Annotated in this window: 19 protein-coding genes; 8 read left to right on the top strand and 11 right to left on the bottom strand. The window is 68.8% G+C overall.

Annotated features, from left to right (window positions below):
- Positions 1-18 precede the first annotated feature (18 nt).
- The 3 genes from E0H73_RS00335 to E0H73_RS00325 form a co-directional block, all read right to left on the bottom strand.
- A complete protein-coding gene (locus E0H73_RS00335) occupies positions 19-846 on the bottom strand; it encodes a TIGR03936 family radical SAM-associated protein (RefSeq protein WP_131349786.1) in 828 nt (275 codons plus the stop codon).
- Positions 847-869: 23 nt separating this feature from the next.
- Positions 870-1,364, bottom strand: coding sequence for an anthrone oxygenase family protein (locus E0H73_RS00330; protein ID WP_131349784.1), 495 nt, complete (start codon positions 1,362-1,364; stop codon positions 870-872).
- Between the two features lie 100 nt (positions 1,365-1,464).
- The gene (locus tag E0H73_RS00325; protein WP_131349782.1) at positions 1,465-3,726 is read right to left on the bottom strand and encodes a M64 family metallopeptidase; all 2,262 of its coding nucleotides are present in this window, start codon (positions 3,724-3,726) and stop codon (positions 1,465-1,467) included.
- A gap of 148 nt (positions 3,727-3,874) precedes the next feature.
- Here E0H73_RS00325 and E0H73_RS00320 point away from each other — a divergent pair, with 148 nt between their 5' ends.
- From E0H73_RS00320 to E0H73_RS00310, 3 genes are read left to right on the top strand one after another with little or no spacing between them, the layout of a single operon-like run.
- Complete coding sequence (locus tag E0H73_RS00320) at positions 3,875-4,678, top strand: lysophospholipid acyltransferase family protein (RefSeq protein ID WP_131349780.1); 804 nt, start codon at positions 3,875-3,877, stop codon at positions 4,676-4,678.
- A gap of 39 nt (positions 4,679-4,717) precedes the next feature.
- A complete protein-coding gene (locus E0H73_RS00315; protein WP_131349778.1) occupies positions 4,718-5,596 on the top strand; it encodes a prephenate dehydratase in 879 nt (292 codons plus the stop codon).
- A gap of 40 nt (positions 5,597-5,636) precedes the next feature.
- The gene (locus tag E0H73_RS00310; protein WP_238163727.1) at positions 5,637-6,629 is read left to right on the top strand and encodes a GNAT family N-acetyltransferase; all 993 of its coding nucleotides are present in this window, start codon (positions 5,637-5,639) and stop codon (positions 6,627-6,629) included.
- Between the two features lie 403 nt (positions 6,630-7,032).
- On the opposite strand, the gene E0H73_RS00305 is transcribed toward E0H73_RS00310, so the two are convergent.
- Entirely contained in the window at positions 7,033-10,602 is a 3,570-nt protein-coding gene (locus tag E0H73_RS00305) for an alpha-glucuronidase family glycosyl hydrolase (protein WP_131349776.1), read from the bottom strand.
- Positions 10,603-10,786: 184 nt separating this feature from the next.
- On the opposite strand from E0H73_RS00305, the gene E0H73_RS00300 reads away from it, so the two are divergent.
- Positions 10,787-11,788, top strand: a complete 1,002-nt coding sequence (locus E0H73_RS00300; RefSeq protein ID WP_131349774.1) for a LacI family DNA-binding transcriptional regulator — start codon at positions 10,787-10,789, stop codon at positions 11,786-11,788.
- 53 nt (positions 11,789-11,841) lie between these two features.
- Positions 11,842-13,773, top strand: a complete 1,932-nt coding sequence (locus E0H73_RS00295; protein ID WP_131349772.1) for a TIGR03960 family B12-binding radical SAM protein — start codon at positions 11,842-11,844, stop codon at positions 13,771-13,773.
- Positions 13,774-13,827: 54 nt separating this feature from the next.
- Here E0H73_RS00295 and E0H73_RS00290 read toward each other — a convergent pair whose 3' ends face one another.
- Complete coding sequence (locus E0H73_RS00290; RefSeq protein WP_131349770.1) at positions 13,828-14,280, bottom strand: Lrp/AsnC family transcriptional regulator; 453 nt, start codon at positions 14,278-14,280, stop codon at positions 13,828-13,830.
- A 79-nt stretch (positions 14,281-14,359) separates the two neighbouring features.
- Here E0H73_RS00290 and E0H73_RS00285 point away from each other — a divergent pair, with 79 nt between their 5' ends.
- Both E0H73_RS00285 and E0H73_RS00280 read left to right on the top strand, forming a co-directional pair.
- A complete protein-coding gene (locus E0H73_RS00285) occupies positions 14,360-14,770 on the top strand; it encodes a DUF2000 domain-containing protein (RefSeq protein WP_165555439.1) in 411 nt (136 codons plus the stop codon).
- 28 nt (positions 14,771-14,798) lie between these two features.
- Positions 14,799-15,542 carry an alpha/beta fold hydrolase gene (locus tag E0H73_RS00280; RefSeq protein WP_131349766.1) on the top strand — a complete coding sequence of 248 codons (744 nt, stop codon included), beginning with the start codon at positions 14,799-14,801 and terminating at the stop codon, positions 15,540-15,542.
- A gap of 37 nt (positions 15,543-15,579) precedes the next feature.
- Here the strand turns inward: E0H73_RS00280 and E0H73_RS00275 are convergent, their stop codons facing one another.
- From E0H73_RS00275 to E0H73_RS00260, 5 genes are all read right to left on the bottom strand, one after another.
- A complete protein-coding gene (locus E0H73_RS00275) occupies positions 15,580-15,957 on the bottom strand; it encodes a hypothetical protein (protein ID WP_131349764.1) in 378 nt (125 codons plus the stop codon).
- Between the two features lie 46 nt (positions 15,958-16,003).
- Entirely contained in the window at positions 16,004-17,338 is a 1,335-nt protein-coding gene (locus E0H73_RS00270) for an HAD-IA family hydrolase (protein WP_131349762.1), read from the bottom strand.
- Positions 17,339-17,343: 5 nt separating this feature from the next.
- Positions 17,344-18,666 carry a M28 family metallopeptidase gene (locus E0H73_RS00265; RefSeq protein ID WP_131349760.1) on the bottom strand — a complete coding sequence of 441 codons (1,323 nt, stop codon included), beginning with the start codon at positions 18,664-18,666 and terminating at the stop codon, positions 17,344-17,346.
- Between the two features lies 1 nt (position 18,667).
- Positions 18,668-18,844, bottom strand: a complete 177-nt coding sequence (locus tag E0H73_RS45670; protein WP_165555438.1) for a hypothetical protein — start codon at positions 18,842-18,844, stop codon at positions 18,668-18,670.
- A 110-nt stretch (positions 18,845-18,954) separates the two neighbouring features.
- Positions 18,955-21,348: a DUF8189 domain-containing protein gene (locus tag E0H73_RS00260; protein WP_272949101.1), complete on the bottom strand. Its 2,394-nt coding sequence runs from the start codon at positions 21,346-21,348 to the stop codon at positions 18,955-18,957.
- A gap of 264 nt (positions 21,349-21,612) precedes the next feature.
- Here E0H73_RS00260 and E0H73_RS00255 point away from each other — a divergent pair, with 264 nt between their 5' ends.
- Positions 21,613-22,161 (top strand): hypothetical protein, encoded by a 549-nt coding sequence (locus E0H73_RS00255; RefSeq protein ID WP_131349758.1) that lies wholly within the window; start codon positions 21,613-21,615, stop codon positions 22,159-22,161.
- Positions 22,162-22,199: 38 nt separating this feature from the next.
- Here E0H73_RS00255 and E0H73_RS00250 read toward each other — a convergent pair whose 3' ends face one another.
- The gene (locus E0H73_RS00250; RefSeq protein WP_131349757.1) at positions 22,200-22,937 is read right to left on the bottom strand and encodes a sensor domain-containing protein; all 738 of its coding nucleotides are present in this window, start codon (positions 22,935-22,937) and stop codon (positions 22,200-22,202) included.
- Between the last annotated feature and the right edge of the window lie 53 nt (positions 22,938-22,990).

Below are 22,990 nucleotides of genomic sequence, written 5' to 3'. Positions count from 1 at the left end.
GATCCGCTCCGACCGCGCTCAGGGCACAGAGGGAGCGGCGGCGTCGCCCTCCGCTGGATGCGTCTGGTGGGGACCTACCTGGCCGGTCGCGGTCGCCTGGGTGGCGTCGCGGTCACGAGCGAGCGGGTCGTCCACCGTGCCGGTGGCCGCGATGAGCGGGCCCTGGGCGAGCCTGGTCAGAAGAGCCGGGCCCGTCACCGGGAGCGTCGCTACCTCTAGCACGCCGGCGAGAACGTCGTCGGGTCTCACGGCCGGGGTTCCGTGCCGTAACACCACTTGCAGTATCGCACACGTCGCAACCGGCGCCGGTTCGTGCGCGACGGTGAGTCGCAGAACGGCACCCCGACAGTCGAACGAGCGAAGACCCCGTTTGGTCATGCGCTCGACCAGAATTTCCTCCCGGGCCAGGAACGCCTCCACCGCAGCGGCGGCTACCTCGGGATCCACCCCAGGCAACGCGATCCGCCACTCGCTCGCCTCCAGCCGCTCAGCCAGCGCTCCGGGGCCGGCGACAACCACCTCGAGTACGTCGAGCCCGGGCGGCAGCGCCTCGTCCAGCGCGGCCCGGACCTGCTCGGCGTCCCGCTCGTGTGTGAGCGAAATCTCCAGGTACTCCGCCTCCGACGCGGCTCCGGTCGGCGCGGCACCGGCGTACGAGATCTTCGGGTGCGGGCTGAAGCCGTGCGAGAACGCCACCGGGAGCTCGGCGCGGCGGACGGCGCGCTCGAACGCCCGCTGGAAGTCGCGGTGTGAGGTGAATCGCAGCCGCCCGCGCTTGGCGAACCGGACCCGCAGTTTCTGGACCGCGGGCAGTTGCTGCGAGGGCGGTGCTTGAACAGGTGCCACGCAGGCATTGTCTCAGGCCCGTCTCAGGCCGCGGACTTGCCGGTGAGGTAGAGCCCCCAGCCGAGCAGCCCGAAGGAGACCACCATGAGCACGGTGCGTAGCAGGTTGAACGCGCGCCACCGGGCCTCGTCGAAGGCCGCTCGGGCGGCGGCGACGTCGATGGCGTTCGGGTCGCCGGCCGCCTTGAGGGCGTCGTTGAGCGGGACGTTGACCGCGATCGTGACGATGATCGTGATCAGGTTCAGGGCGAAGGCCACCGCGAGCCATGGCAGCGATGGCTCCTTCAGGCTGAGCAGACCGGCCAGCAGCGTGAACACCGCCGAGCCGACGAAGCCGAGGAGCAGGAAGACCGGGTTGAGGATGGCCCGGTCGACTGCCTGGAACGCGCCGACGAAGGTCTTGTCGTCGGTGGTGGCCAGGCCGGGCATGAAGGCGTTCGAGTAGATCGCGTACACGCCCGCCATCAGCCCGGTGGTGATCGTGGCCGCCATCAGCGCCGCCACCCGCAGTCCGTTCATCTCTCTCCTCCAGTACGGCGGGAACACCCCGCACCGGAAAGCTATGGCACCGTGCAGCCCACGGACATGTCAGCGAATCTCACGTCCATGTCCGCGCAACTCACAACCCCGCACACTGCCCCGAACGGGGTCCCGAGACCTGGTTCGGAGCCTGCAGGTTCACCGGCGCCGGCGCGTTCCCCGAGCAGCTGAGCGGCCCGTCGACCGTGTTCCCAGCCAGTACGGCGGCCTCCGTCGTACGTCCCCTGGTCACGGACACCGGCCCGTTGACCGAGGACCCGACCGCGACCACGCTCCGGGTCACGCCATCGGCTGTCACCGGTCCGGCGACTGTGCTCCGCAGCAACTGGAGATCGGCTGCACGGTCGGCCCGGACCGGACCCACGATCCGAGTGCCGGTGGCAACCAACGACGCACCCGACTGGACCAGCAGCGGACCGTTGACCGTTGCGTCGACCAGGCAGGTGACGCCGGATCTCACCACCAGCGGACCGCTGTGGACTCCGGTCACGGTCGACGTACAGGCCGGAGCCGGCCGCAGCAGCGTCACCGCGAACCGGCGCGGCGTCCCGATGTTGCCGGTGGCATCGATGGCGCGGTACTCGACCTGGTGCCGGCCGTACCCAGGCGGTACGTCGTCCCACGGCACCACCCGCGGTACCCCGAGTTTGCCGTAGACGAGCTGGTCGATCTCGGTCCCCTCGGCGGTGAACCGGAACGGCGCGGACGCGTCCGTCGGCCAGCCGAAGTAGTTGTACCAACCGTCCCCGTCGACCCGGAACTCCGGAACGACGTACCCGGCGCTGTCGTCCGTCGCGGCCAGCCCCATGGTGAAGGCGTCGTTGTAGATGTACTCCGGCCCGGTCGGCTTCTGCACGGTCAGCAACGGCTTCGAGAGCGTGGATTTCACCACCGGCTCGACGCCGTCGACCGACCAGGTCAGCGTCTCGCCGGCCACACTCGCGGTCAGCGTGTGCTTCCCGATGAGGTGCAGCGGCTCGAGGTCGAAGTCCCGGTCATTGCCCGGGTTGGCGACCGGCGCACCATCCAGCCGCCACGTGATCGAGGGCTGCTCGGTCGAAGACTGCGTCGTCTCGGCGTACACCACCTCGTCGGCACTGACCGGATGCTCGGTCGACGTCGACCCGGTGAACGTCACCGGCGCAGTCGAAGGCTGAGCGGTCAGGCTTGTGTCGACGGTCCAGGATCGCGAGGCAGTCGGTCGTGCCGCGGGATCCCGGATGAACTCGGTCGGGTCGACGACCTTCGCGGTCAGCGTGTGCTGGCCGGGCGTCAGGTCCAGGGCCGCGAGGTCGATGGCACGGGTGGTCGCGGTCGGCAGCGCCGTACCGTCCAAGGTCCAGGTGACGTCGAGCTCGTGGCTCAGCGGGTGCAGGGTCTGCAGCCAGACGACCTGGTCGCCGGCCACCTGACCGACTGGCGTGCTGTCCTGGAAGAGGTTGGTCCGGGACGAGATCCGCTGCGTCATCCGCTCCCGCGCGACCTGATCGAAGTAGTAGCCGAGCGCCTTCATCATCGAGTGCCGGCTCGGCCGCCAGACACCGGAGCCGGCGTACATGCCGCCCTCGTAGCGGCCGATCGTGCCGCCGGACTCGGACGGCTCACCCAGCCAGCGGTACCACTTCTTCTGCTGGTCCCGCATCTGCTGCTCTGTCAGCAAAGTGTGGTGGATGGAGGACGGCTCCGGCCCTTCGTACGGCGCTCCGCGGTCTCCGCGAGCGTAGTAGTCGTACTCGTCCTGGAGGCCGCCGAGAGAGTGGCCGAGCTCGTGCGGGGTGATCAGCGCGGACAGCGCGTTGCCGCCGGACGCGGTCGCGTAGCTGCCACCGGCGCCGCCGTACGTATCGCTGTTGCCGATGGCAAGGATCTGGCGGTTGGCACTGGTGGTGCCGGGGACGAGGTTGGCGTACTGGGTCGCGGCGGCGGTGTCGACGGTGAGCAGGCGCTGGACGCTGCCCGGGTTGCAGCCGCCCCAGAAGCCCATCTGCAGTGGGGTGTCGACCTGCGGCGAGGTGAGGTCCGGGTCGCAGTCGACGCCGCTCTCCGGCGAGGTGATCTCGACGGCGTACACGTTGAAGTAGTCGCGGTACGACTTGAACGGCTCGATGCTCCACAGGATGTTCAGGTGCTTGTCGACCTGCTCGCGGAACTTCGGCAGCTCGGCGGCGGTGTAGCCGTCGCCCATCACCACCAGGTTGAAACGGGACGCCGCCGGACCGGTGACCTGGATCGGGACCACGGTCGCCGAGGCCTCCGTCGTACTGGCTCCGGCCGCCGTGGGCAGGCCCGCGAACACCGCCGCGACCACCCCGAGAACCGCCACGAATCGTCTGGTCCGCATGACCCCTCCCAGTGTGGGCGACACTGCCGTCAGCAGCTTACGAAGCGGCGGCGATCCGTGTCAGGAGTTCCCGCGCGGCGACTTGCGGGCCAACCGGGCCGCGGTGCGGCATCATGAGGGGTCGGGGAACTGTGAGGAAGGGACATCGATGACGGAACCGGCCCAGGCGCCGCGGTCCGAGCCGGACCGCGAACCACACGCGGTCGACGCCGGTGACGGTGACGGCAAGGGCATCTACTGGGTGCTGAAGAACGTGCTGGTCGGTCCGCCGGTCAAGCGGATCTTCCGGCCGATCGTCGTCGGCGCCGAGAACATCCCGGACCTCGGTCCGGCGATCATCGCCAGCAACCACCTCTCGTACTCCGACTGGATCTTCATGCCGCTGGTCCTGCGCCGGCGGGTCACGTTCGTGGCCAAGTCCGACTACTTCACCGGCGCCGGGATCAAGGGCCGGTTCCAGCGCGGCTTCTTCAAGGGCACCGGCCAGGTGCCGATCGACCGGTCCGGTGGGTCCGCGTCCGAGGGTGCGATGCGGGCGGGGATGAAGGTGCTGGAGCGCGGCGAGCTGTTCGGCATCTACCCCGAGGGCACTCGGTCCCACGACGGCCGGCTGTACAAGGGCCGCACCGGCGTCGCCCGGCTCGCGCTCGAGGCCAAGGTACCGGTGATCCCGTGCGGCGTGATCGGCACCGACGTGGTCGCCCCGCCCGGCAAGGTGGTCGCCTCGTTCGCCTCCCCCACGGTCAAGTTCGGCGATCCGCTGGACTTCTCCCGGTACGAGGGGATGGAGGGCGACCGGCTGATCCTGCGCGCGGTCACCGACGAGATCATGTACAAGATCATGGAGTTGTCCGGCCAGGAGTACATCGACATGTACGCCACCAAGGCCAAGCAACTGGAGGGCCGCGCGACCACCGGCGCACCGAAGAAGGTCCGCAAGTCGGACACCTGATCCGGGACGTGAGACAGCGCTGGTCTAGGCTGGTAGATCGTGGACGGACCGATCGCTTATCAGGGTGAGCCAGGCGCCAACTCGGCGATGGCGTGCACCGAGATGTTTCCCGACCGTGAGCAGCTGCCCTGTACGACGTTCGAGGACGCGCTCGAGGCGGTCAGCAGCGGCCGGGCCGCGCTGGCGATGATCCCGGTGGACAACTCGATCGCCGGCCGGGTGGCCGACATCCACCACCTGCTGCCGGAGTCCGGGCTGCACATCGTCGGCGAGCACTTCCTGCCGATCCACTTCCAGCTGCTGGCCGTACCGGGTACGTCGATCGACCGGATCAAGACCGTCCGCAGCCACGTGCACGCGCTCGGCCAGTGCCGCAAGATCATCCGCGAGCACGGCTGGTCCACGGTGGTCGCCGACGACACCGCCGGCGCCGCCCGCGAGGTCGCCGAGCTGGCCGACCCGACGGTCGCCGCGCTGTCCCCACGGGCCGCGGCCGGCCTGTACGACCTCGAGACCTTGGCGAGCGACGTCGAGGACGAGCACCACAACACCACCCGCTTCCTGGTGCTGTCGCGGGAGCCCGACGTACCTCCGGTCGGCTCCGGGCCGATCATCACCAGCTTCGTCTACCGGGTCCGGAACGTGTCGGCCGCGCTCTACAAGGCGCTCGGCGGGTTCGCCACCAACAACGTCAACATGACGAAGCTGGAGTCCTACCAGCTCGGTGGGATGTTCTTCGCGACCCAGTTCTACGCCGACATCGAGGGGCACCCGGACGACCCGAACGTCGCCCTGGCGCTCGAGGAGCTCGCGTTCTTCTCGGTCGAGGTCCGCATCCTCGGCGTCTACCCCTCGCACCCGTTCCGCGCCCAGATCGCCGAACCGGCTGCGAACCGCGCACTGCGTCCGCATCACTAATTCGGGCGCGGCCATTCGGCGGGGCCCGTAGGGTTCCCGGGTGCGCATCGTGACGGTCGACGGCCGGGATCCAGACATCTTCAAGCAGTTCTTCGCGGTGAAGGACGCCGTACGCCGCGAGGAGCTCGAGTTCCCCGTGGGTCTCGGGCTGGAGGAGGCCCGGGTCCTGATGACCGGCGACCACTCCGACCTCCGGGCGGACGGTCTGGCGCTGGTGGACCGTGACACCTGGCTGGGGATCGCGTGGCTCGACTGGTGGCTGCTCGACAACACCGACACGGTCGACGTGGAGTTCGCGGTCGATCCGGCGTACCGGCGGCGTGGGGTCGCGTCGCGCCTGTTGGAGGCCGTGATCGAACGGGCCCGAGCCGAGGGTCGGCGGATGCTGACCGGGATCAACGTGGCCGGCGATCCGGTGACGGGCGAGAGTTCCGGTACGGCGTTCGCCTCGGCGCGCGGATTCGTTCGCAAGCACGCCGAACTGCACCAGGTCATCGAGCTGCCGTTGTCCGAGGAGCAGTTGGCTGCGGTGGAGCGGCCGGTGCCCGGTTACGAGATCGTGCAGTGGGGTGAGCACACGCCTGACGAGTGGATCGACCAGTTCGCCGAGCTGATCACCGGGATGTACGCCGACGTACCGCATGGCGACCGTACGGTCGAGGCGACGCAGTGGACGCCCGAGCTCGTCCGCGAGGCCGAGGCACGCCGCGTAGCGCAAGGCCGCTTCACCTACACCACTGCAGCTGTCCACACCGACTCAGGCGCGCTGGCGGCGTACACCCAGATGGGCGGCACGCCCGAGCGACCCGAGCGCCTGAACCAGTACGACACCTACGTCCACCCGCCTCACCGCGGCCGCCGCCTCGGCATCGCCGTCAAACTCCCCAACCTCCGCTCCCTCCAGTCCCGCCTCACCCAATCGGCCGTCCTGCACACCTGGAACGCCCCGGAGAACACCCCGATGATCGCCGTCAACGAGAAGCTGGGCTTCCGCCCCACCGCCCAGCGAACCGCTTGGGAACGCCGGCTCTAGATGAACTCGGTCATGGGGTTGGCTGTAGGCGGATCACTAGGTCGACGCGGCGATCACCTGGCCGAGGAGCCACCCAGAATCTCGGAGCCGCCGGGGTGCGGACGTGCCGCACTCACCAACCTGCGCGTCGGCTGACCTCCACGCCCGAAGTGGGCGTGGCGACCTCAGCCTCCGGGTGGCTGGTGAGTGCGGCGGGTCCGCCGTGACGCGACCATCGCCTGCTAGCACGGCCCTGCGGATCGGCCAGTCTCCGAGTGGGTCCTGACGCGACCTTGTGCACGGACTGGCCACGCGGGACGGTCTTTGGTGGTTGACCGGTGCACAGAGTCGGCGGTGGACAGCGGGCGACGAGAGGTTTCCGGACAGGTGTCCCAAGCCTCACCAACGTTCCGGCCGACTACAGCTAGTTGATCACCAAGGCGTTCAGGCGCCAGTTCTTGCCGGTGGGTGCGGACAGTTCGAGGTCGGCCTGGCCGCCGGGGACGGTGAACTTGAGCCAGGCGAAGGTTGCGGTCGGCAACAAAGGGCTGACAGCGAGCTCGGTGCCCGCGGCCTTGATGGTGACCGGGTCCGACGGTTGGGTGGCGTCGCCTATCAGGAGCCAAGCGTCGTGCGGTCCGTCGGGCAGGGTGAGACGGAGCGTGCGGACCGTGGTGTCGTTGACGAAGTCTCGTCGTACGTCGTCGAGCAGTTCCCGGTCCCGCGCCATCGGAGCCGGCCCGGCCCATCCGAAGCCGGCCGACGCAGTCCACGCCGAGCCCGGAGCCAGGCGTTGGTAACCAGCGTGCAGCGGGCTGGTGTCCGTGCCGGCGTCCAGCGCAAGTACGGCGGCGTCGCCGGGTGGCGTGGTCAGAATCTCGCTGGTACGACGGTGATCGGTCACCTCACCGTTCAGTACGGCCTCGACGTCCAGGGCAAGTACCGCGGGTTCCGGTCCGGGCACCACGGTCACGGCCACCTGCACGATCGCTCCGGCTGGTACGACCGCGCTCGTCTCGCCCGCCGTCCAACCGGATGGGGCCGGGATTCGGACCGTTGCGGTTTGGGGCGCGCTGGTGGTGTTGGCGATGCTGACGGTCACCGTGTTGTCGCGGCCACACAGCATCGGTGACGGCGCGGCGGCATCCGTCACCACCAGGGCCGGGGCTTCGAGACTCGGGTCAGGGATGACCAGGGCGTCCAGATGCCAGTGCTCGTCGGGAATGCTGCTGAACTCGAGGTCGACATCGCGGCCACCCGCGCCGCCATCCAGCGACAGCTTGAGCCAGGTGTAGGTGCCGTGCAGCAGGAGGGACTCGAGTGCTGCGAGGACCTTGCCCTCGGACCGGATGGTCATCGGCTGGCAGTGGACGAGCGACTCACCAATCAGTGCATAGGCATCGGTCTTTCCGGCCGGAATCCGGATCCGCAGCACCCGCGCCGCCGTGTCGTTGACGAAGTCGCGGCGCAGTACGTCGGGATTGCCCCGGTCCCGGGCCTGGGGCGCCGTACCGACCCAGCCGAATCCTCGGTCCGGATCCCAGGCGTCCGACGGGGACAGTCGCTGATAGCCCGGCAGGAGTGGACTCGACTCGGGTCCGGCGTCCAGGGCGAGCCGGCAGCGACCGCCGGCCGGGGTGACGAAGACCTGGGTGCTGACTCCGAGGGCGGGCATGCCTCCGGCCTCGCACTCGAGGTCGATCATCGTGATCTGCGGCAGCAGCGGCGGCGTGACCGGAACCGTGAACGGCACAGTCTCCCGCGACGGCACCGAGACATGGCCATCGCTGCTCTTCCATCCGCCGGTCTCGACGACCTTGGCGCTCACCTCCGCCTGCCGCGGCGACGCGTTGCTCGCGGTCATCGCGAACAGGTTGGGCCAGCCCCCGAGCAGCGGCTCGTCCCCGGCCTGCTTGAGCTGCACCCAGGACCGCGACTCGTCCAGCACGCGGCCCTTGTCGAAGTAGTAACCGACGATCGAGTCCCGCCACAGGGTCGCCTGCACGACCTGCTGATCCAGGCGCTCCAACGTGGTGTCGTACCGCCGCCGATCCACCCGCGACCGCAGCGACCGCCACGACGCGCGCAGACCGTGTACGGCGTCCAGTCCGTCGAAGTGGGTGTCGTAGATGTGCTGGATCATGGTCTTGCCGGAGTGCAACCGATGGCTGTACGGGACGTGGTGGATGAACATCAGCAACTCGTCCGGGCAGGAGGCCAAGGACTCGTACTGCTGCGACAGCGGCGGATGGTAGTGGGCGGTGAAGCCCACGCCGGTCGCGACGGTCCGGTCGAAGCCGGCCCCCTCGGCGTCGGCGCGATTCCAGGGCGCGTTGCTCTCCGGGCTGGGCGCGAAGTGATCGATCCCGATCAGGAATCCTGAGCCCAGCGGAGACGTGTAGTCCTCATAGGTCTCCCACGACCCGAGCAGCATCGAGGTCAGCGTCCGGACCACCCGGTCGTCGGACCCGAACGTCATCCGCACCCATTCCTCGGCGACCTCTTCCGCCGCGAGCGCCGGGTTCCACACCAGTCGCGCATAGCCGTGGGTGTTGGCCGCGTTGAGCGGGTGTCTGGTCCAGTTGCGGTCCGAGCCGAAGTTCATCACTCCGGCGGCGCCCTCGACGATGCCTGCCACCGTCGACTCCGGCCGGGGCGCGTGCGTGTCGAAGTCGTAGACCTGCTTCCACTCGGGCACCAGGTAACACAGGTGCGTCGACTGCCCGGTGTACTCCTGCGTGATCTGGAGCTCGGCCATCAGCCGGGTCTGCGGCATCGCACCGAACAGCGGATGCACCGGCTCGCGGACCTGGAAGTCGATCGGCCCGTTCTTGACCTGGACGATGACGTTGGGGTCGAACTTCCCGTCCAGCGGCTGGAAGGTCAGGTACGACTTGCTCGCCCAGGTGACCGGATCGAAGTCGTGGATGAACCCGCGCCACATCACGATGCCGCCGTACGGCTTGACCGCGCGGGCCAGCAGGTTCGCGCCGTCGGCGTGGGTCCGGCCGTAGCTGACCGGACCGGGTTGCCCCTCGGAGTCGGCCTTGACCAGGAAACCACCGAAGTCCGGGATCAGCTCGTAGATCTCGCGGGCCTTGTCCCGCCACCAGGCCTGCACGCCCTCGTCGAACGGGTCCGCCGTGGCCAGACCGCCGAGACTGATCGGCGCGGCGAAGTTGGCGGACAGATGCAAGGTGAGACCCCACGTCCGCAGGACAGCGGCCAGGCCGGTCAGCTTCTGCAGCATGTCGGTGGACAGGAAGACCGGATCGGCGTTGACGTTGTTGACCACCGTTCCGCTGAGGCCGACTGACGCGAGGGTACGGGCGTAGTCGGTCATCCGCTGCCCAGTCGTCGGCAGCGCGTCCCAGTCGAAGATCGACTCACCGGCGTACCCGCGTTCGACACTGCGATCCAGGTTGTCCCAGTGGTCGACCAGGCGAAGCGCGTTGGCCGGCCGTTCATGGATGTCGAGCCCGCCGACGTCACGCTGTGTCTGCAGCAGCCGCAGCAGGTGGAAGATGCCGTAGAGCACCCCGCGCTTTCCCTCACTGGCGACCACAGTCGTGGCGTGCCCGGCGATCCGTCGACTCAGGACGACGTACCCGTCCGGGCCGAGGGCGCGGAGCTCGGCCCGGTCGACGTACTGCGCGACCAGCGCCGAGGTGGCAGGCGTCCCGATGATGACTGCGCCGTCACGCTGGATGTTGGACTGCTGCGTGACGGTGCGCCCGGTCAGACCTGACAGGCCCTGAAGTACTTCGGTCGCCGCGGAGCGCAGTACGTCGCCGTTGGCGGCAGTCGGAGCGACGAGATGGGTGAAGGTCCGGCGGTACTCCGCCAGCAGATCGGCCCGGTCGACCTTGCGGTACCGCAGCCACAGCTCGTACCCGTCCTCGTCGGGAAGCCCCGCGGCGAATTCGGGGCGGATCAGGCCGGCCGCTGTGAGCGCTCCGCCGGTCAGCAACACCTGTCGCCGGGTGAACTTCATGTCGACGTCCTTCCTGTGGGCGGTCAGGAACCGGTTCCTGACCGTAGGTTCGGCATAGACCACAGTCAAGGGCGCGGAGTCATGAAACACGTGTCATGGCAGGGATTCCTGGTCCGTGAGCTGTCGAATACACAGTCGGCGCGGTAGGTTTTCAGGAACCGGTTCCTAGTCACGTGGAGGTTGTGTGCGCCGGACCAGGCAGGTGACGATCCTGAGCGTCGCGGCGGCTGCGGGCGTCTCGAAGTCCACCGTGTCCAGGGTCATGAACGGCACCCCCACCGTCGATCCGGAGATCGTCACCCGGGTCCGCGACGTCGCCACCCGGCTCGGCTATCGCCCGAGTGGGACCGCGCAGAACCTCTCCCGCGGCCGGACCGGCATCGTCGGCGTCCTGGTCCCCGACCTGGCCAACCCACTCTTTGCCGCCATCCTCAAAGGCATCTCGGCCGAGGCCGAGAAGGACGGCTACCGCACCCTGGTCGCCGACGCCAACGAGCAGCCCGGCGAAGAGATGCGCCACCTGCACGAGCTGGCCCGCCAGAGCGACGGCCTGATCCTCTGCGGCCCCCGGATGAGTACGCCGGACCTGGCCGGACTGTCCGAGCTCGACGAGCCGATCGTGGTGGTCAACCGCAAGCCGGCCCGCAGCCTGTTCCCCTCGGTCACCGTCGACAGCCAGGACGCGGTCGATGCGCTCTGCCGTCATCTCGATGCTCTCGGTCACACCCGGCTCTGCTACCTCGCCGGTCCCGCCGAGGCCGCGGCGGAGAGTGATCGCTGGTCCGCCCTCCAGTCGTCGATCCGGAGCCGGACGAAGCTCCTCCGGATTCCCGCCGGCGCGATGCTGGACGACGGCCACGCGGCCGCCGACGAGGCCCTCGCCACCGGCGCCACCTGCCTGATCGGCTTCAACGACCTGGTCGCGCTCGGCGCGCTGGCCCGGCTGCAGGAGCTCGGGTTGGCGGTCCCCGACCGGGTGTCCGTGGCCGGTTTCGACGACATCGTCTACGCCCGGTACACCTCCCCCGGCCTGACCACCATCGCCATGCCGCAGACGGAGTTCGGCCAGGAGGCGTGGCGCCTGCTGTCACCCTTCCTCCAGGGCCGCAAAGGCCGTCGTACCCGGACCCTCCAGGCCCGGCTGGTCATCCGGCCCAGCACAGGTCCCGCTCCGATGCGGGGATAGCCGGTCACCGGCGTTAGGCTGGTAGGCGCTCTGACCCCGACCGGAAGTACTCGATGAGCGTCGAATCCCTGTTCCCGCGCCTGGAGGCGCTGCTGCCGAGCGTGCAGAAGCCGATCCAGTACGTCGGAGGCGAGCTGAACTCGGTCAGCAAGGACTGGGACTCGGCAAGCGTCCGCTGGGCCCTGATGTACCCGGACGCGTACGAGGTCGGTCTGCCCAACCAGGGCGTCCAGATCCTCTACGAGGTGCTGAACGAGCGCGACCACATCCTGGCCGAGCGGACGTACTCCGTCTGGCCGGACATGGAGAAGGTGATGCGGGACAACGACATCCCGCAGTTCACCCTCGACAGCCACCGGCCGGTCCGGGCCTTCGACGTGTTCGGGCTGTCGTTCTCCACCGAGCTCGGCTACACCAACATGCTCACCGCGCTCGACCTGGCCGGGATCCCGCTGTACGCCGCCGACCGGACCGACGAGGACCCGATCGTGCTGGCCGGCGGGCACGCCGCGTTCAATCCTGAGCCGATCGCCGACTTCATCGACGCCGCCGTACTGGGTGACGGCGAGGAGATCGTGCTGGCGATCTCGGACGTGATCCGGGAGTGGAAGGACGAGGGCAGCCCGGGCGGGCGCGACGAGGTGCTGATGCGCCTGGCGGCCTCCGGTGGCGTCTACATCCCGAAGTTCTTCACGGTCGAGTACCTCGCCGACGGCCGGATCAAGCGCGTCGCGCCGAACCGTCCGGGCGTGCCGTGGCGGACGGCCAAGCACACGGTGATGGACCTGGACGCCTGGCCGTATCCGAAGAAGCCGCTGGTCCCGCTGGCCGAGACTGTGCACGAGCGGTACTCGGTGGAGATCTTCCGCGGCTGCACCCGCGGCTGCCGGTTCTGCCAGGCGGGCATGATCACCCGGCCGGTGCGTGAGCGCAGCATCACCACGATCGGAGACATGGTCGAGAACGGGCTGAAGCAGTCCGGCTTCGAGGAGGTCGGGCTGCTCAGCCTGTCGTCCGCCGACCACAGCGAGATCGCAGACGTGGCCAAGGGCCTCGGCGACCGGTACGAGGGCAGCAACGTCTCGCTTTCGTTGCCTTCGACAAGGGTCGACGCGTTCAACATCACGCTGGCCAACGAGTTCTCCCGCAACGGCCGGCGCAGCGGCCTGACCTTCGCCCCCGAGGGCGGATCGGACCGGATGCGCAAGGTGATCAACAAGATGGTCACCGAGGAGGACCTGATCCGCACCGTGGCGGCGGCGTACGGGCATGGCTGGCGGCAGGTGAAGCTGTACTTCATGTGCGGCCTGCCGACCGAGACCGACGAGGACGTGCTGGCGATCGCCGACCTGGCCAAGAAGGTGATCGCGACCGGACGCGAGGTGTCCGGCCGGCGTGACATCCGGTGCACGGTGTCGATCGGCGGGTTCGTGCCGAAGCCGCACACGCCGTTCCAGTGGGCCTCGCAGCTCGGCGCCGAGGAGACCGACGCGCGGCTGTCCAAGCTGGCCGCCGCGATCCGCTCCGACAAGGGCTACGCCAAGGCGATCGGCTTCCGGTACCACGACGGCAAGCCCGGCATCATCGAGGGCCTGCTGTCCCGCGGCGACCGCCGGGTCGGCCGCATCATCGAGCAGGTCTGGCGCGACGGCGGCCGCTTCGACGGCTGGAGCGAGCACTTCTCCTACGACCGCTGGGTCGCGTCCGCCGAGAAGGCGCTGGCCGGCGAGCCGGTCGACCTGGCCTGGTACACCACCCGCGAGCGCGAGTACGCCGAAGTCCTGCCCTGGGACCACCTGGACTCGGGCCTCGACCGCGACTGGCTGTGGGAGGACTGGCAGGACTCGCTCGAGGAGGACGGCGCGATCGAGGTCGAGGACTGCCGCTGGACCCCCTGTTTCGACTGCGGCGTCTGCCCCCAGATGGGCACCGAGATCCAGATCGGCCCCACCGGCAAGAAGCTCCTGCCACTCTCGGTCGTCTAGCCCAACGTACCCAGCCCCGGCCGGCGCCGCGCGGGGCTGCCCATCACAAGCACGTCAGCGCAGCGGCATGATCGTCGTACGCCGGTGATGCTCGAAGACGACCGAACTGCGGATGTCGGCGATCTCCTGGCGCTTGGCCAGAGCGAGGACGAGGTCGCGCAGCGCCTGGGTGTCCTTGACGGCGACGTGAGCGAGGAAGTCGGAGCCACCGGAGACCATGAACATCGCGAGCGTCTCGGGTAGCTGGTTCACGTAGTCCTGGAAGGCGGTCGCGACAGCCATCGCCTGTGGACGGAGCTTGATCGAGATGATCGCCTGAGTGGAGCGGTCGATGGCCTTCAGGTCGACCTCGGCGTGGTACCCGCTGATCACGCCGCGGTCGCGCAGGCCGCGGATCCGCTCCAGGCACGTCGACGGTGCGATGCCGAGCTCGGCCGCCATGTCGCGGTTGGTCCGGCGGGCATCGTTCTGCAGCATCCGCAGGAGCGCCGTATCAAGTTCGTCCATGACAGGCAGTTTCGCAGATCTGCCGAACGACGCTCGGGAGCGATCGCGATCGGCCGCCCACGAAGCTAGGTTTGCCGCCGTGCTGACGAACAAGATGGTCGTGGTCATCGCGGCCGAAGCGCCGATCGGCGTCGCCCTGAACACTGCTGCTCTGCTCGGCGTCGGACTCGGCCACCACCACGATCAGGTGGTCGGCCCGGACACCGAGGACGCCGCCGGCAACCCACACACCGGCATGTGCGCCTACCCGATCCCGGTACTGCGGGCATCCGCCGAGCAACTGCACTACCTCCGGACCCAGGCGGCCGCGCGGGACGACGTCACCGTGCACGACATGCACCAGATCGCCCAGCAAGCACGGACGTACGACCAGATGTCCACCACGCTGAGGGGCACCAAGCCCGACGACGTGGAGTACCTGGGCCTCGCCCTCTTCGGCCCCCGTCAAACCGTGGACTCGTTGACCGGCGCGCTCGCGCTATACCGCTAGAAAGCGGTCGCATCCGTAGTGTGGGGGCATGGAACTGAACTACGAGGTGACGGGTTCCGACGACGCGCCGGTGGTCCTGCTGGGATCGTCGCTCGGGGCGACGCAGGCGATGTGGGCGCCGCAGCTCGAGGTGCTGGCGCAGCGGTTCCGGGTGGTGACCTTCGACCACCGTGGCCACGGCGGGTCCGACGTACCGCTCGGGCCGTACACGATCGAGGACCTCGGCGGTGACGTGGTCGAGCTGCTCAACACGCTCCTCGTGGAGCAGGCGTCGTACGTCGGTATCTCACTCGGCGGCGCGGTCGGGTTGTGGCTGGCCCAGAACGCGCCGGACCGGTTCAACCGCTTCGCGCTGATCTGCCCGCCGGCCAACCCGGCCGAGAACAAGCAGATGTGGGCCGACCGCGCGGCCCAGGTCCGCGCCGAGGGCACCCAGGCGATCACCGACGCGACGCTCGGCCGGTGGTTCCTGCCCGAGTTCACCGAGACCGCGGCGATCCGGCAGATGCTGCTCGACAGTCCCGACGAGGGGTACGCCGCCTGCTGCGAGGCACTCGGTAGCACCAACCTGCTCCCCGGCCTGTCCGACATCACCGCGCCGGTCCTCCTCGTCACCGCCGAGTCGGACACCTCGATCCCGCCCGAGACCGTCGTACCGCTGGCCGGTCAGATCCCCGGCGCGCACCTCGAAATCATCCCGAACGCGGCTCACCTGGTGACCTACTCGCACCCCGAGATCATCAATCCGCTGCTACTCACGCACCTGACCTGACGCCTGGGCTCGTCGCCGAGCCCAGGCGCCGGTGGATTCAGTTGCAGTAGTACGCCGGGTTGGGCGACGTCTCGGTCTGGTCCTGCCAATGGGCGACACCGACGTAGTAGCCGCAGCCGGTGCCCTCGTCGAACCACGCACCGCCGCCGGAGTACGCGTACGTCTCAGCGACCGTGGTGAACGGGCCGGACGCGCCCGGACCCTTCTGCAGCTCGACCCTGACCTCGGTGACGCTGGTCGAACAACCCTCCAGGCCGACGGCGACGTACAGCATCAGTGCGCTGTAGCCGACGCTCGGCGCGGTCACCAGGTCGCACGCCTGCGTCCCAGTGGTCGACGCCTGGGCCGGCGTCCCGACCATCAGACCTGCCACAACCGCCCCCGACATCACGGCAGCACCAAGAAGCTTCCGCATCTGCTTTCCCTCCGGTTGGAAATTTACAGAAGGTCAGCAGGTTAGGTCACTCGGTTACGATCGTCGACCCTTTCGATGTCGCTGAAAGAAGCAGCTCGCTGAGCAGGAGTTGGTCAGCGCTGCTCAGAACTAGGTCGGCAGCCGCGACCGTGGCCGGCGCGACGTACGGATTGGGGATGGCGACCGCGAACATGCCGGCCTTCTGCGCCGCGACAACGCCGTGGGCGGTGTCCTCGACCGCGATCGCTTCCTCTCCCGGTACGCCGAGACGACGCAGAGCCAGCTCGTAGATCGCCGGATCGGGCTTGTGGGTCCCGACCTCGTCGCCGGTGACGATCTCGTCGAAGAGGTCGATCGCCCCGACCCGCTCCAGATGACCGCGCACCCAGGGGCTCGGTGAGCTGCTGGCGATCCCGGCCTGCAGGCCGAACTCGCGCGCCGTCGTCACCCACTCGCGGACCCCCGGCCGGAAGTCCAGCTCGGCGTGCATCCGCTCGCGATGCGCCATCCTCCGCGTATGACTGGCCTCCCGATCGAAGCCGGCGCCGACGGCCGAGGCGAGCCGCGCGTACCGGATCTCGGAGGTGTCCCCACCGTGGCCCGGCCAGAAGTCCTCGAGATCCAGCTCGAGCCCGTGGTGCGCCCATTCGGCCTGCCAGCTCAGCACCGACGTAGATTCCGTGTCCATCAGCAGACCGTCGAAGTCGAACACCACAGCCCGCACGCCGACCGGCACGAGGCGGGTCGCCAGGCGGTGAATCTGCAGCTGGCTCAACCCGAGGCCGGCGAGGTACGCACGGATGCCGCCGAGGCGGAAGTCAAGGTGGTCGAGTGATCCGAGGATGGTCTCCGGTCTGGTCCGCGACCGCTCGGGACCGTCCTGCAGGCCAAGCCGGACCTCACTGATCGCGTAGTCCTCGGCGATCACGTCGCGAGGTACGCCTGCCAGCTCGAGCAGCAGTGCGACAAACTGTCCGGTGCGATCCTTGCCGGCCTGGCAGTGCACGACCACCGGGCGGTCCGCCGGGGCGTCCGCGACCGCCCGGAAGATCTTGCCGATGTGGGCGGAGTTACGACTCAGGCCGTTGGAGTAGACATCGACGAGTCGCAGCTCGGCGGCCGCGTTCCGCGACTTGTCGGCGACCGGGTCGATCCAGGGGATCCGCCGGTACGCCGGGGTGCCGTCGAGCGGATGTGGTCGCGTCAGCTCGCGGTCGCTGCGCACGTCGAGGACCAAGCCGGCTCCGAGGGCGTCCAACGCGCTCCGGCCCGTGGAGTCCAGGTCGTCGGGTGACTCCGACCGGAAGACCGCCCGCTCGCGAGTCGCGACGCCGTGCCGCGTAGGAAGTCCACCAAGGTCACGCGCATTCGGGCTCCACACGGGCGTCAGTTTAAGACAACGCCTCCCAGGGACTCGAAGTCGTGCCAGGTGCCGTCGAAAGCCTTGTGGTGCAGGGCGGAGTCCATGCCGACCGCGAAGACGTCCAGCCGGCCAGGGCCCGATGAGACCACCGAACCGGCTGGTCTTGGCCGGGCGAGCGTGGTCGCGGGTTCGAGCCAACCGGCCAGGGCGGCGATGTTCATCCGAAGGATCTCGGCCGCCAGCGACCAGTTGAGGAAGTTGAGTGTGTCGTTCGCCGAGTGGATGTGGCCGTTCGCACTGTCCGCGCCCTCGATCGACAGCACGGCTGGGATCCCGGCGTCGATGAACGGCACGTGGTCGCTGGCGAACGGGTTGAGCGAGGTCTCCACCTTCAGCCCGGTGTACGTCGCGGCCGCCGTCGCCAGGTCCGCGATCTGGCTCGATGACACCGGTGCACCTTCGAGCAGGACTGTCGGCACAGCCGTGTTCTTGCTGGCGATCATGTCCATGTTGAGGACGGCCCGGATCCGGGCGCGTTCGGCCGGCGGCAGCGCGGCGACGTACTGCTTGCTGCCGAACAGCCCCTCCTCCTCACCCCCGAACAGGATCAGCCGTACGTCGTGCCGCCAGTACCGGGCCGACAGCAACCGGCCGAGTTCGAGCACGCCCGCGGAGCCGCTCCCGTTGTCGTCCGCGCCGGGCGCGGCGGCGGCCGGTCCGCCGGCGATGTTGATCGAGTCGAGGTGCGCCGTGATCAGGACCAGGCCACCGCCGCCGGTGCCGGGCCGGTCGCCGATCAGGTTCTGCGAGTGTCCGGCGCCGACCGTGATCTGCGTCCGGGTCACTCCGTAGCCGAGGGCAACCATTTTGGCGGCGGCGAAGTCCACCGCGGTGGTGAACGACGTACTCAGCGAGTGCCGCGTCGGCAGACTCGCCAGCCAGGTCAGATCGTCGTGGTACGACGCCGGCGACAACTGCCCGACCAGGTCCGCGACGACCGGGTCGACACGAGCCGCCGTCGGTGTCGGATTGTCGACAACCGTCGTACCGGCGCGGAGTGGTTCGATCCGCCAGCAGTTGTTGGAGCGGCGGCGGGGTTTGTCGGCGGACGAGATCACCAGGTGCCGGCCGTGGTCGAGCAGCGGCGTGACGTCCGGGTAGTCGTCCTGGAAACTCCGGCCCACCTGCGTCACGAGCAACAGGCCGGGTACGGTCCGGGAGGCCCGGCCAAGGCGCTGGTCGGCCGGGACCCAGAGCAGGGTCTTGTCGCCGAACCGGGCCGAGTGCGCGCCATCGGCGGCATCGGCGGTCGGTACGACGAGATAACGCACGGGTGCAGTGGTCATGTCAGTCCTGCCAGATGATCTCGAGACGATCGGGCTCGGCCGCGACGATCCGGGCGGTCCCGCCGGCGGAACGCGTGATCAGGCCGTCGGCGCTCCAGTGCCCGCCCGGTCGCGGCTCGGGCACGTCGCCGCGGCCGAACGCGTACTCCACCAGCGTGCCGTCCGGCCGGAACTCCACCCCCCGCCGGCCACGGGCCGGCGGGAAGGCGAAGTCGTCCCGGCGGTAGACGCTGATCCCGTCGTGATCCTCCTCGAACGAGTGCGTCCACCGCCCGTTGCTGTATCCGGTCAGCGCAGCACCGCCTGTTCCATGGTTGCCCCCGGCATCGTTCCGGACGCCGGCATCGACTCCGGCACGGTCGAAGGGACCGTCGCCCTGAAGTCGCTGATCACGCCGCCGAGCGGCTCGTAGCCGGTGATGCCCGGTCCCCAGTTCGAGCCGTCCCACCACTTGTGGTAGAGCTGCTTGTCGGTGCCGGTGACGAACACGTCGAGCCGGTTCGGGGCCCACGAGACGACGCGTGGCTCGTCGGTGCACACACCGCCCATGTACTCGTACTCGGTGACCGACGGTCCCCAGGCGGACCCGTCCCACCACTTGTGGTAAAGCGCGGAGTCCGTGCCGAGCACGAACACGTCCAGCCGGTTCGCGTCCCACGAGACGACGGTCGGGGCCGTCGTACAGACGCCGCCCAGGTACTCCCAGTCCGACCAGGCCGAGCCGTCCCACCACTTGTGGTACAGCGCGAAATCGGTGCCGAGGACGAACATGTCGAGACGGTTCTCGCCCCAGGCGACGACCCGCGGCGGTGAAGCGCAGACACCACCGAGGTACTCGTAGTCGGTCGCCGACGGTCCCCAGTTCGAACCGTCCCACCACTTGTGGTAGACCGCGTTGTCGGTGCCGAGCACGAACATGTCCAGCCGATCGCTGCCCCAGGCAACGACTTCGGGCGGGCTCATGCAGATGCCGCCGAGGTACTCGTAGCCGGTGACACTCGGCCCCCAGCCTGAGCCCGCGCCGTCGTACCACTTGTGGTACAGCGCGCGGTCGGTGCCGAGAACGAAGGCATCCAGCCGGTTCGGCCCCCAGGTCGCCAGCCGCGGCGGGCTCATGCAGACACCGCCGAGGTACTCGTAGCCGGTGACACTCGGTCCCCAGTTCGAGCCGTCCCACCACTTGTGGTACAGCGCGTGATCGGTGCCGAGGACGAACGCGTCCAGCCGGTCCGGGCCCCAGGACGCGACTTCAGGAGCACTCATGCAGACACCACCCATGTATTCGTAACCGGCGACGGACGGTCCCCACGACGATCCGTCCCACCACTTGTGATACATCGCCAGATCGGTGCCGAGCACGAACGCGTCCAGCCGGTTCGCGCCCCACGACACCACCGAGCCGGCCGGTTCCGGCGTACCGGCGCCGGCCCCGGCGTAGGTCGGCAGGTTCGTCCGGACGGTGTCCAGGCAGGCTTCCATCCGGGTGGCCTGGTCGTTGGTGAACATGACCATGCCGCGGTCGTCGGTGTAGTCCATGTAGTCGTAGAACAGATCGCCGTTCGGACCGTTGCTGCACGTCACGTGCGGGAACGTCGGTACGCCGAAGTTCGGGCCGGCCGCGTTCGGGGTGTCGGCGCACTCGTCGCTGCCGCTGCAGCCACTGCCGTCGTCGCCCCAGATGTGGAACAGGTTCAGGTAGTGCCCGACCTCGTGGGTCGTGGTCCGGCCCAGGTCGAACGGTGCGGCCGCCGTGCCGTTGGTCCCGAACCCGCTGTGCAGGATGACCACGCCGTCGGTGTTCGCCGGGCCGCCCGGGAACTGGGCGTACCCGAGCAGGCCGCCGCCGAGCTGGCAGACCCAGATGTTCAGGTAGCGGTCCGTCGGCCACGGGTCGATACCGCCGGTCGACGACTTCTTCACCTTGTCGTCGGTGCCGAAGGACGCCGTACTCGTCTGGGTCCGGGTGACACCGCCGGTCGGGTTGCCGTTCGGGTCCACGGTGGCGAGGTAGAACTCGATCCGGGAATCCGCGATCAGGCCGGTGAACGCGGCCGGAACGATGCCGATGTCGGAGTTCGTCGCCCGGAAGTCCCGGTTCAGTACGTCGATCTGGCTGTCGATCTGGGCCTGCGAGATGTTCTGCGTGGCGGTGTTCCAGACCACGTGCACCACGCACGGGATCCGCGCTATACCGGTGAAACGCGGCGGTCCGGCGGCGTACAACGACGTCGCGTTCTCGATCGCCGACCGGGCGGCGGCGTACTCGGGTGACGTCGACAGCAGCCGCCGGTGCACGTCCATCACACCGCACTGCCGTCGAGTCGGGTTCTCGATCCGCCCGTCCGTGCCGCTCATACCTGCACCACCGGCTGAACCGCCACCACTCATGCCCGCGCCACCGGCTGCACCGGTGCCACCGCTCATGCCCACTCCACCGGCTTGGCCGCCACCGCTCATGCCCACTCCACCGGCCTGGCCGCCGCCGCTCATACCGGCACCGCCCGCCGATCCGCCACTGCCCATGCCGCCGGCTCCCGCCAAACCCGGCGCAGAGTCCATGCCCGTCATCGGCATCCCGCTCGCCGGCTGGCCGTTGGCGCCCTGACCGGCCGCCGTGTCACCCGGCATCCGGTAGTCGTCGTCGCGGTGTTTGCCCGCTCGACCGTTGGCCTTCCTCGGCATCTCTCCCCCTTCCAACGGGGGCGCACGAGCAGGTCGGGACCGCACACGATCCCGGACCGAAGAGGTCTTCCCCCAGCCCGCCCTTCGATCGAAGGCGGTACGTCCCGCCTTCCCCCACCGAACAGTCGGCCCCCAAGTCTCTGTTCTGGATTCACCTTCCTCCCCCTCACCGCCCGCGCACAAGCCCTCGCACGCCGGTAGTGAACTCCAACGGAAACCCAGCGTTTGTTGGAGAATTGCTTGAAACCTCAAGAGGGGAACATCATGCGCCGAGAGCTGTCCATCCCGTTCGACGTCCGGGGTCACCGCGGCCTGATCTCGGTCCGCATCGTGCCCAACGACGACCCGTGGGCGTCGGGCCATCAGCTCGTCGTACCGGACCTGAATGCCGAGGCGTTCCGCGGCTTTCCTTTGTGTACGGCGAGTCTGCGGTACCACGGCTCCGGCATCAAAGCGATCATGGGCTGGATCCAGCTGATCACCCGGGACTTCGACGGCGACATCTCGGTCGACCGCCAGCCGAACCTGAGCCCCGCCGATCCGTTCTACTCCTACGGCTACCTGCCGACGTTCTTCGACGGCCCGGCGAATCCGGATCACCCGGACGGCACGTGGCGCGCGGACACGTTCCTCGTCGTCGTGCCCGACGTGATCCGCTCGCGCACCGTCGCGCCGGTCGCCGCGTTCACGTGGGGCTACCGGCTCGAAGCCGGTCGCCCGACACTGCTCGACGTCACTCCACTCGCCTCGGCGAGGTGGTCAGGCCACCGCTCCGTCCTCGAAGCCGCCCACCCAACCTGGACCTTCGGCTGAGTCCGCCGGCCCGCCCTGCAAGTCAGCCGGTCTGCGGGTCAGCCGGCTTTGAGGACTTGTTGGGCTTTGGTGACGGCGGCTTCGGTGGCGGCCTCGAACTCCGAGCCCTGTCCGGCCAGCACACCGACTGAGACGATGACGTCGTTCACGCCGGTGATCGCGGCCGTGTATTCCAGGCCGCGCTTCGGCCCGCTGGTGCCGGTCAGGCGGAACGCGAACGGGCCGGTGCCGGCCTTCGGCGCGGAGATCTCCTCGACCATCATCGACGTGCTGCTCTCGCCCTCGATCTTGAGGGACACCTTCGAGCAGGACGAGACCGCGTCGTCGTAGGTCTCGCGCAGGTCCGCGACCTTCGCCGCCGTACCCATCGAGTCCAGGCCGAAGTCGATGTACGGACCCTCCTGGCCACCGGAGAACGAGCGGGTCACACTGGCCTTCGCACCGGGCGCCTCGGTGGCGTTGAGGTACTTCACCAGCGTCTTGCACTTGCTCGTCGGCGACGAGAACGGCTTCGAGGTGTCCTCGGGATCTTCCTTCTCCTGCGAGAACCCTGTCGGCAGGTCGCTCAGCGCGAGCAGGGCTCTGGTGAGCTCGGCGGACGAGCGGGTGACCGGACCGGACGGTTTCGGTGCCGATGGAGTCACGCTCGGTGCCGGTGTGGTCCCGGCGGGAGTCGAGGGCGCGGCTGCGTTCTTCTTGTCGTCCCCACCGCAGGCGGTGAGCGACAGGCTGAGGGCAGCGGCGAGGGCAAGCGGGAGCGACACGAACCTGGTCATGGACCTTCCAAACCCTGGTCAGAACCGTGGGCCGAGCGCGCCCTCCGGTGGCC

It is taken from the genome of Kribbella pittospori, from assembly GCF_004331465.1.
In the GTDB taxonomy this organism is placed as follows: domain Bacteria; phylum Actinomycetota; class Actinomycetes; order Propionibacteriales; family Kribbellaceae; genus Kribbella; species Kribbella pittospori.
Note: the sequence above shows the minus strand (reverse complement) of the source record. Positions and strands in the feature narration are given on the sequence as shown.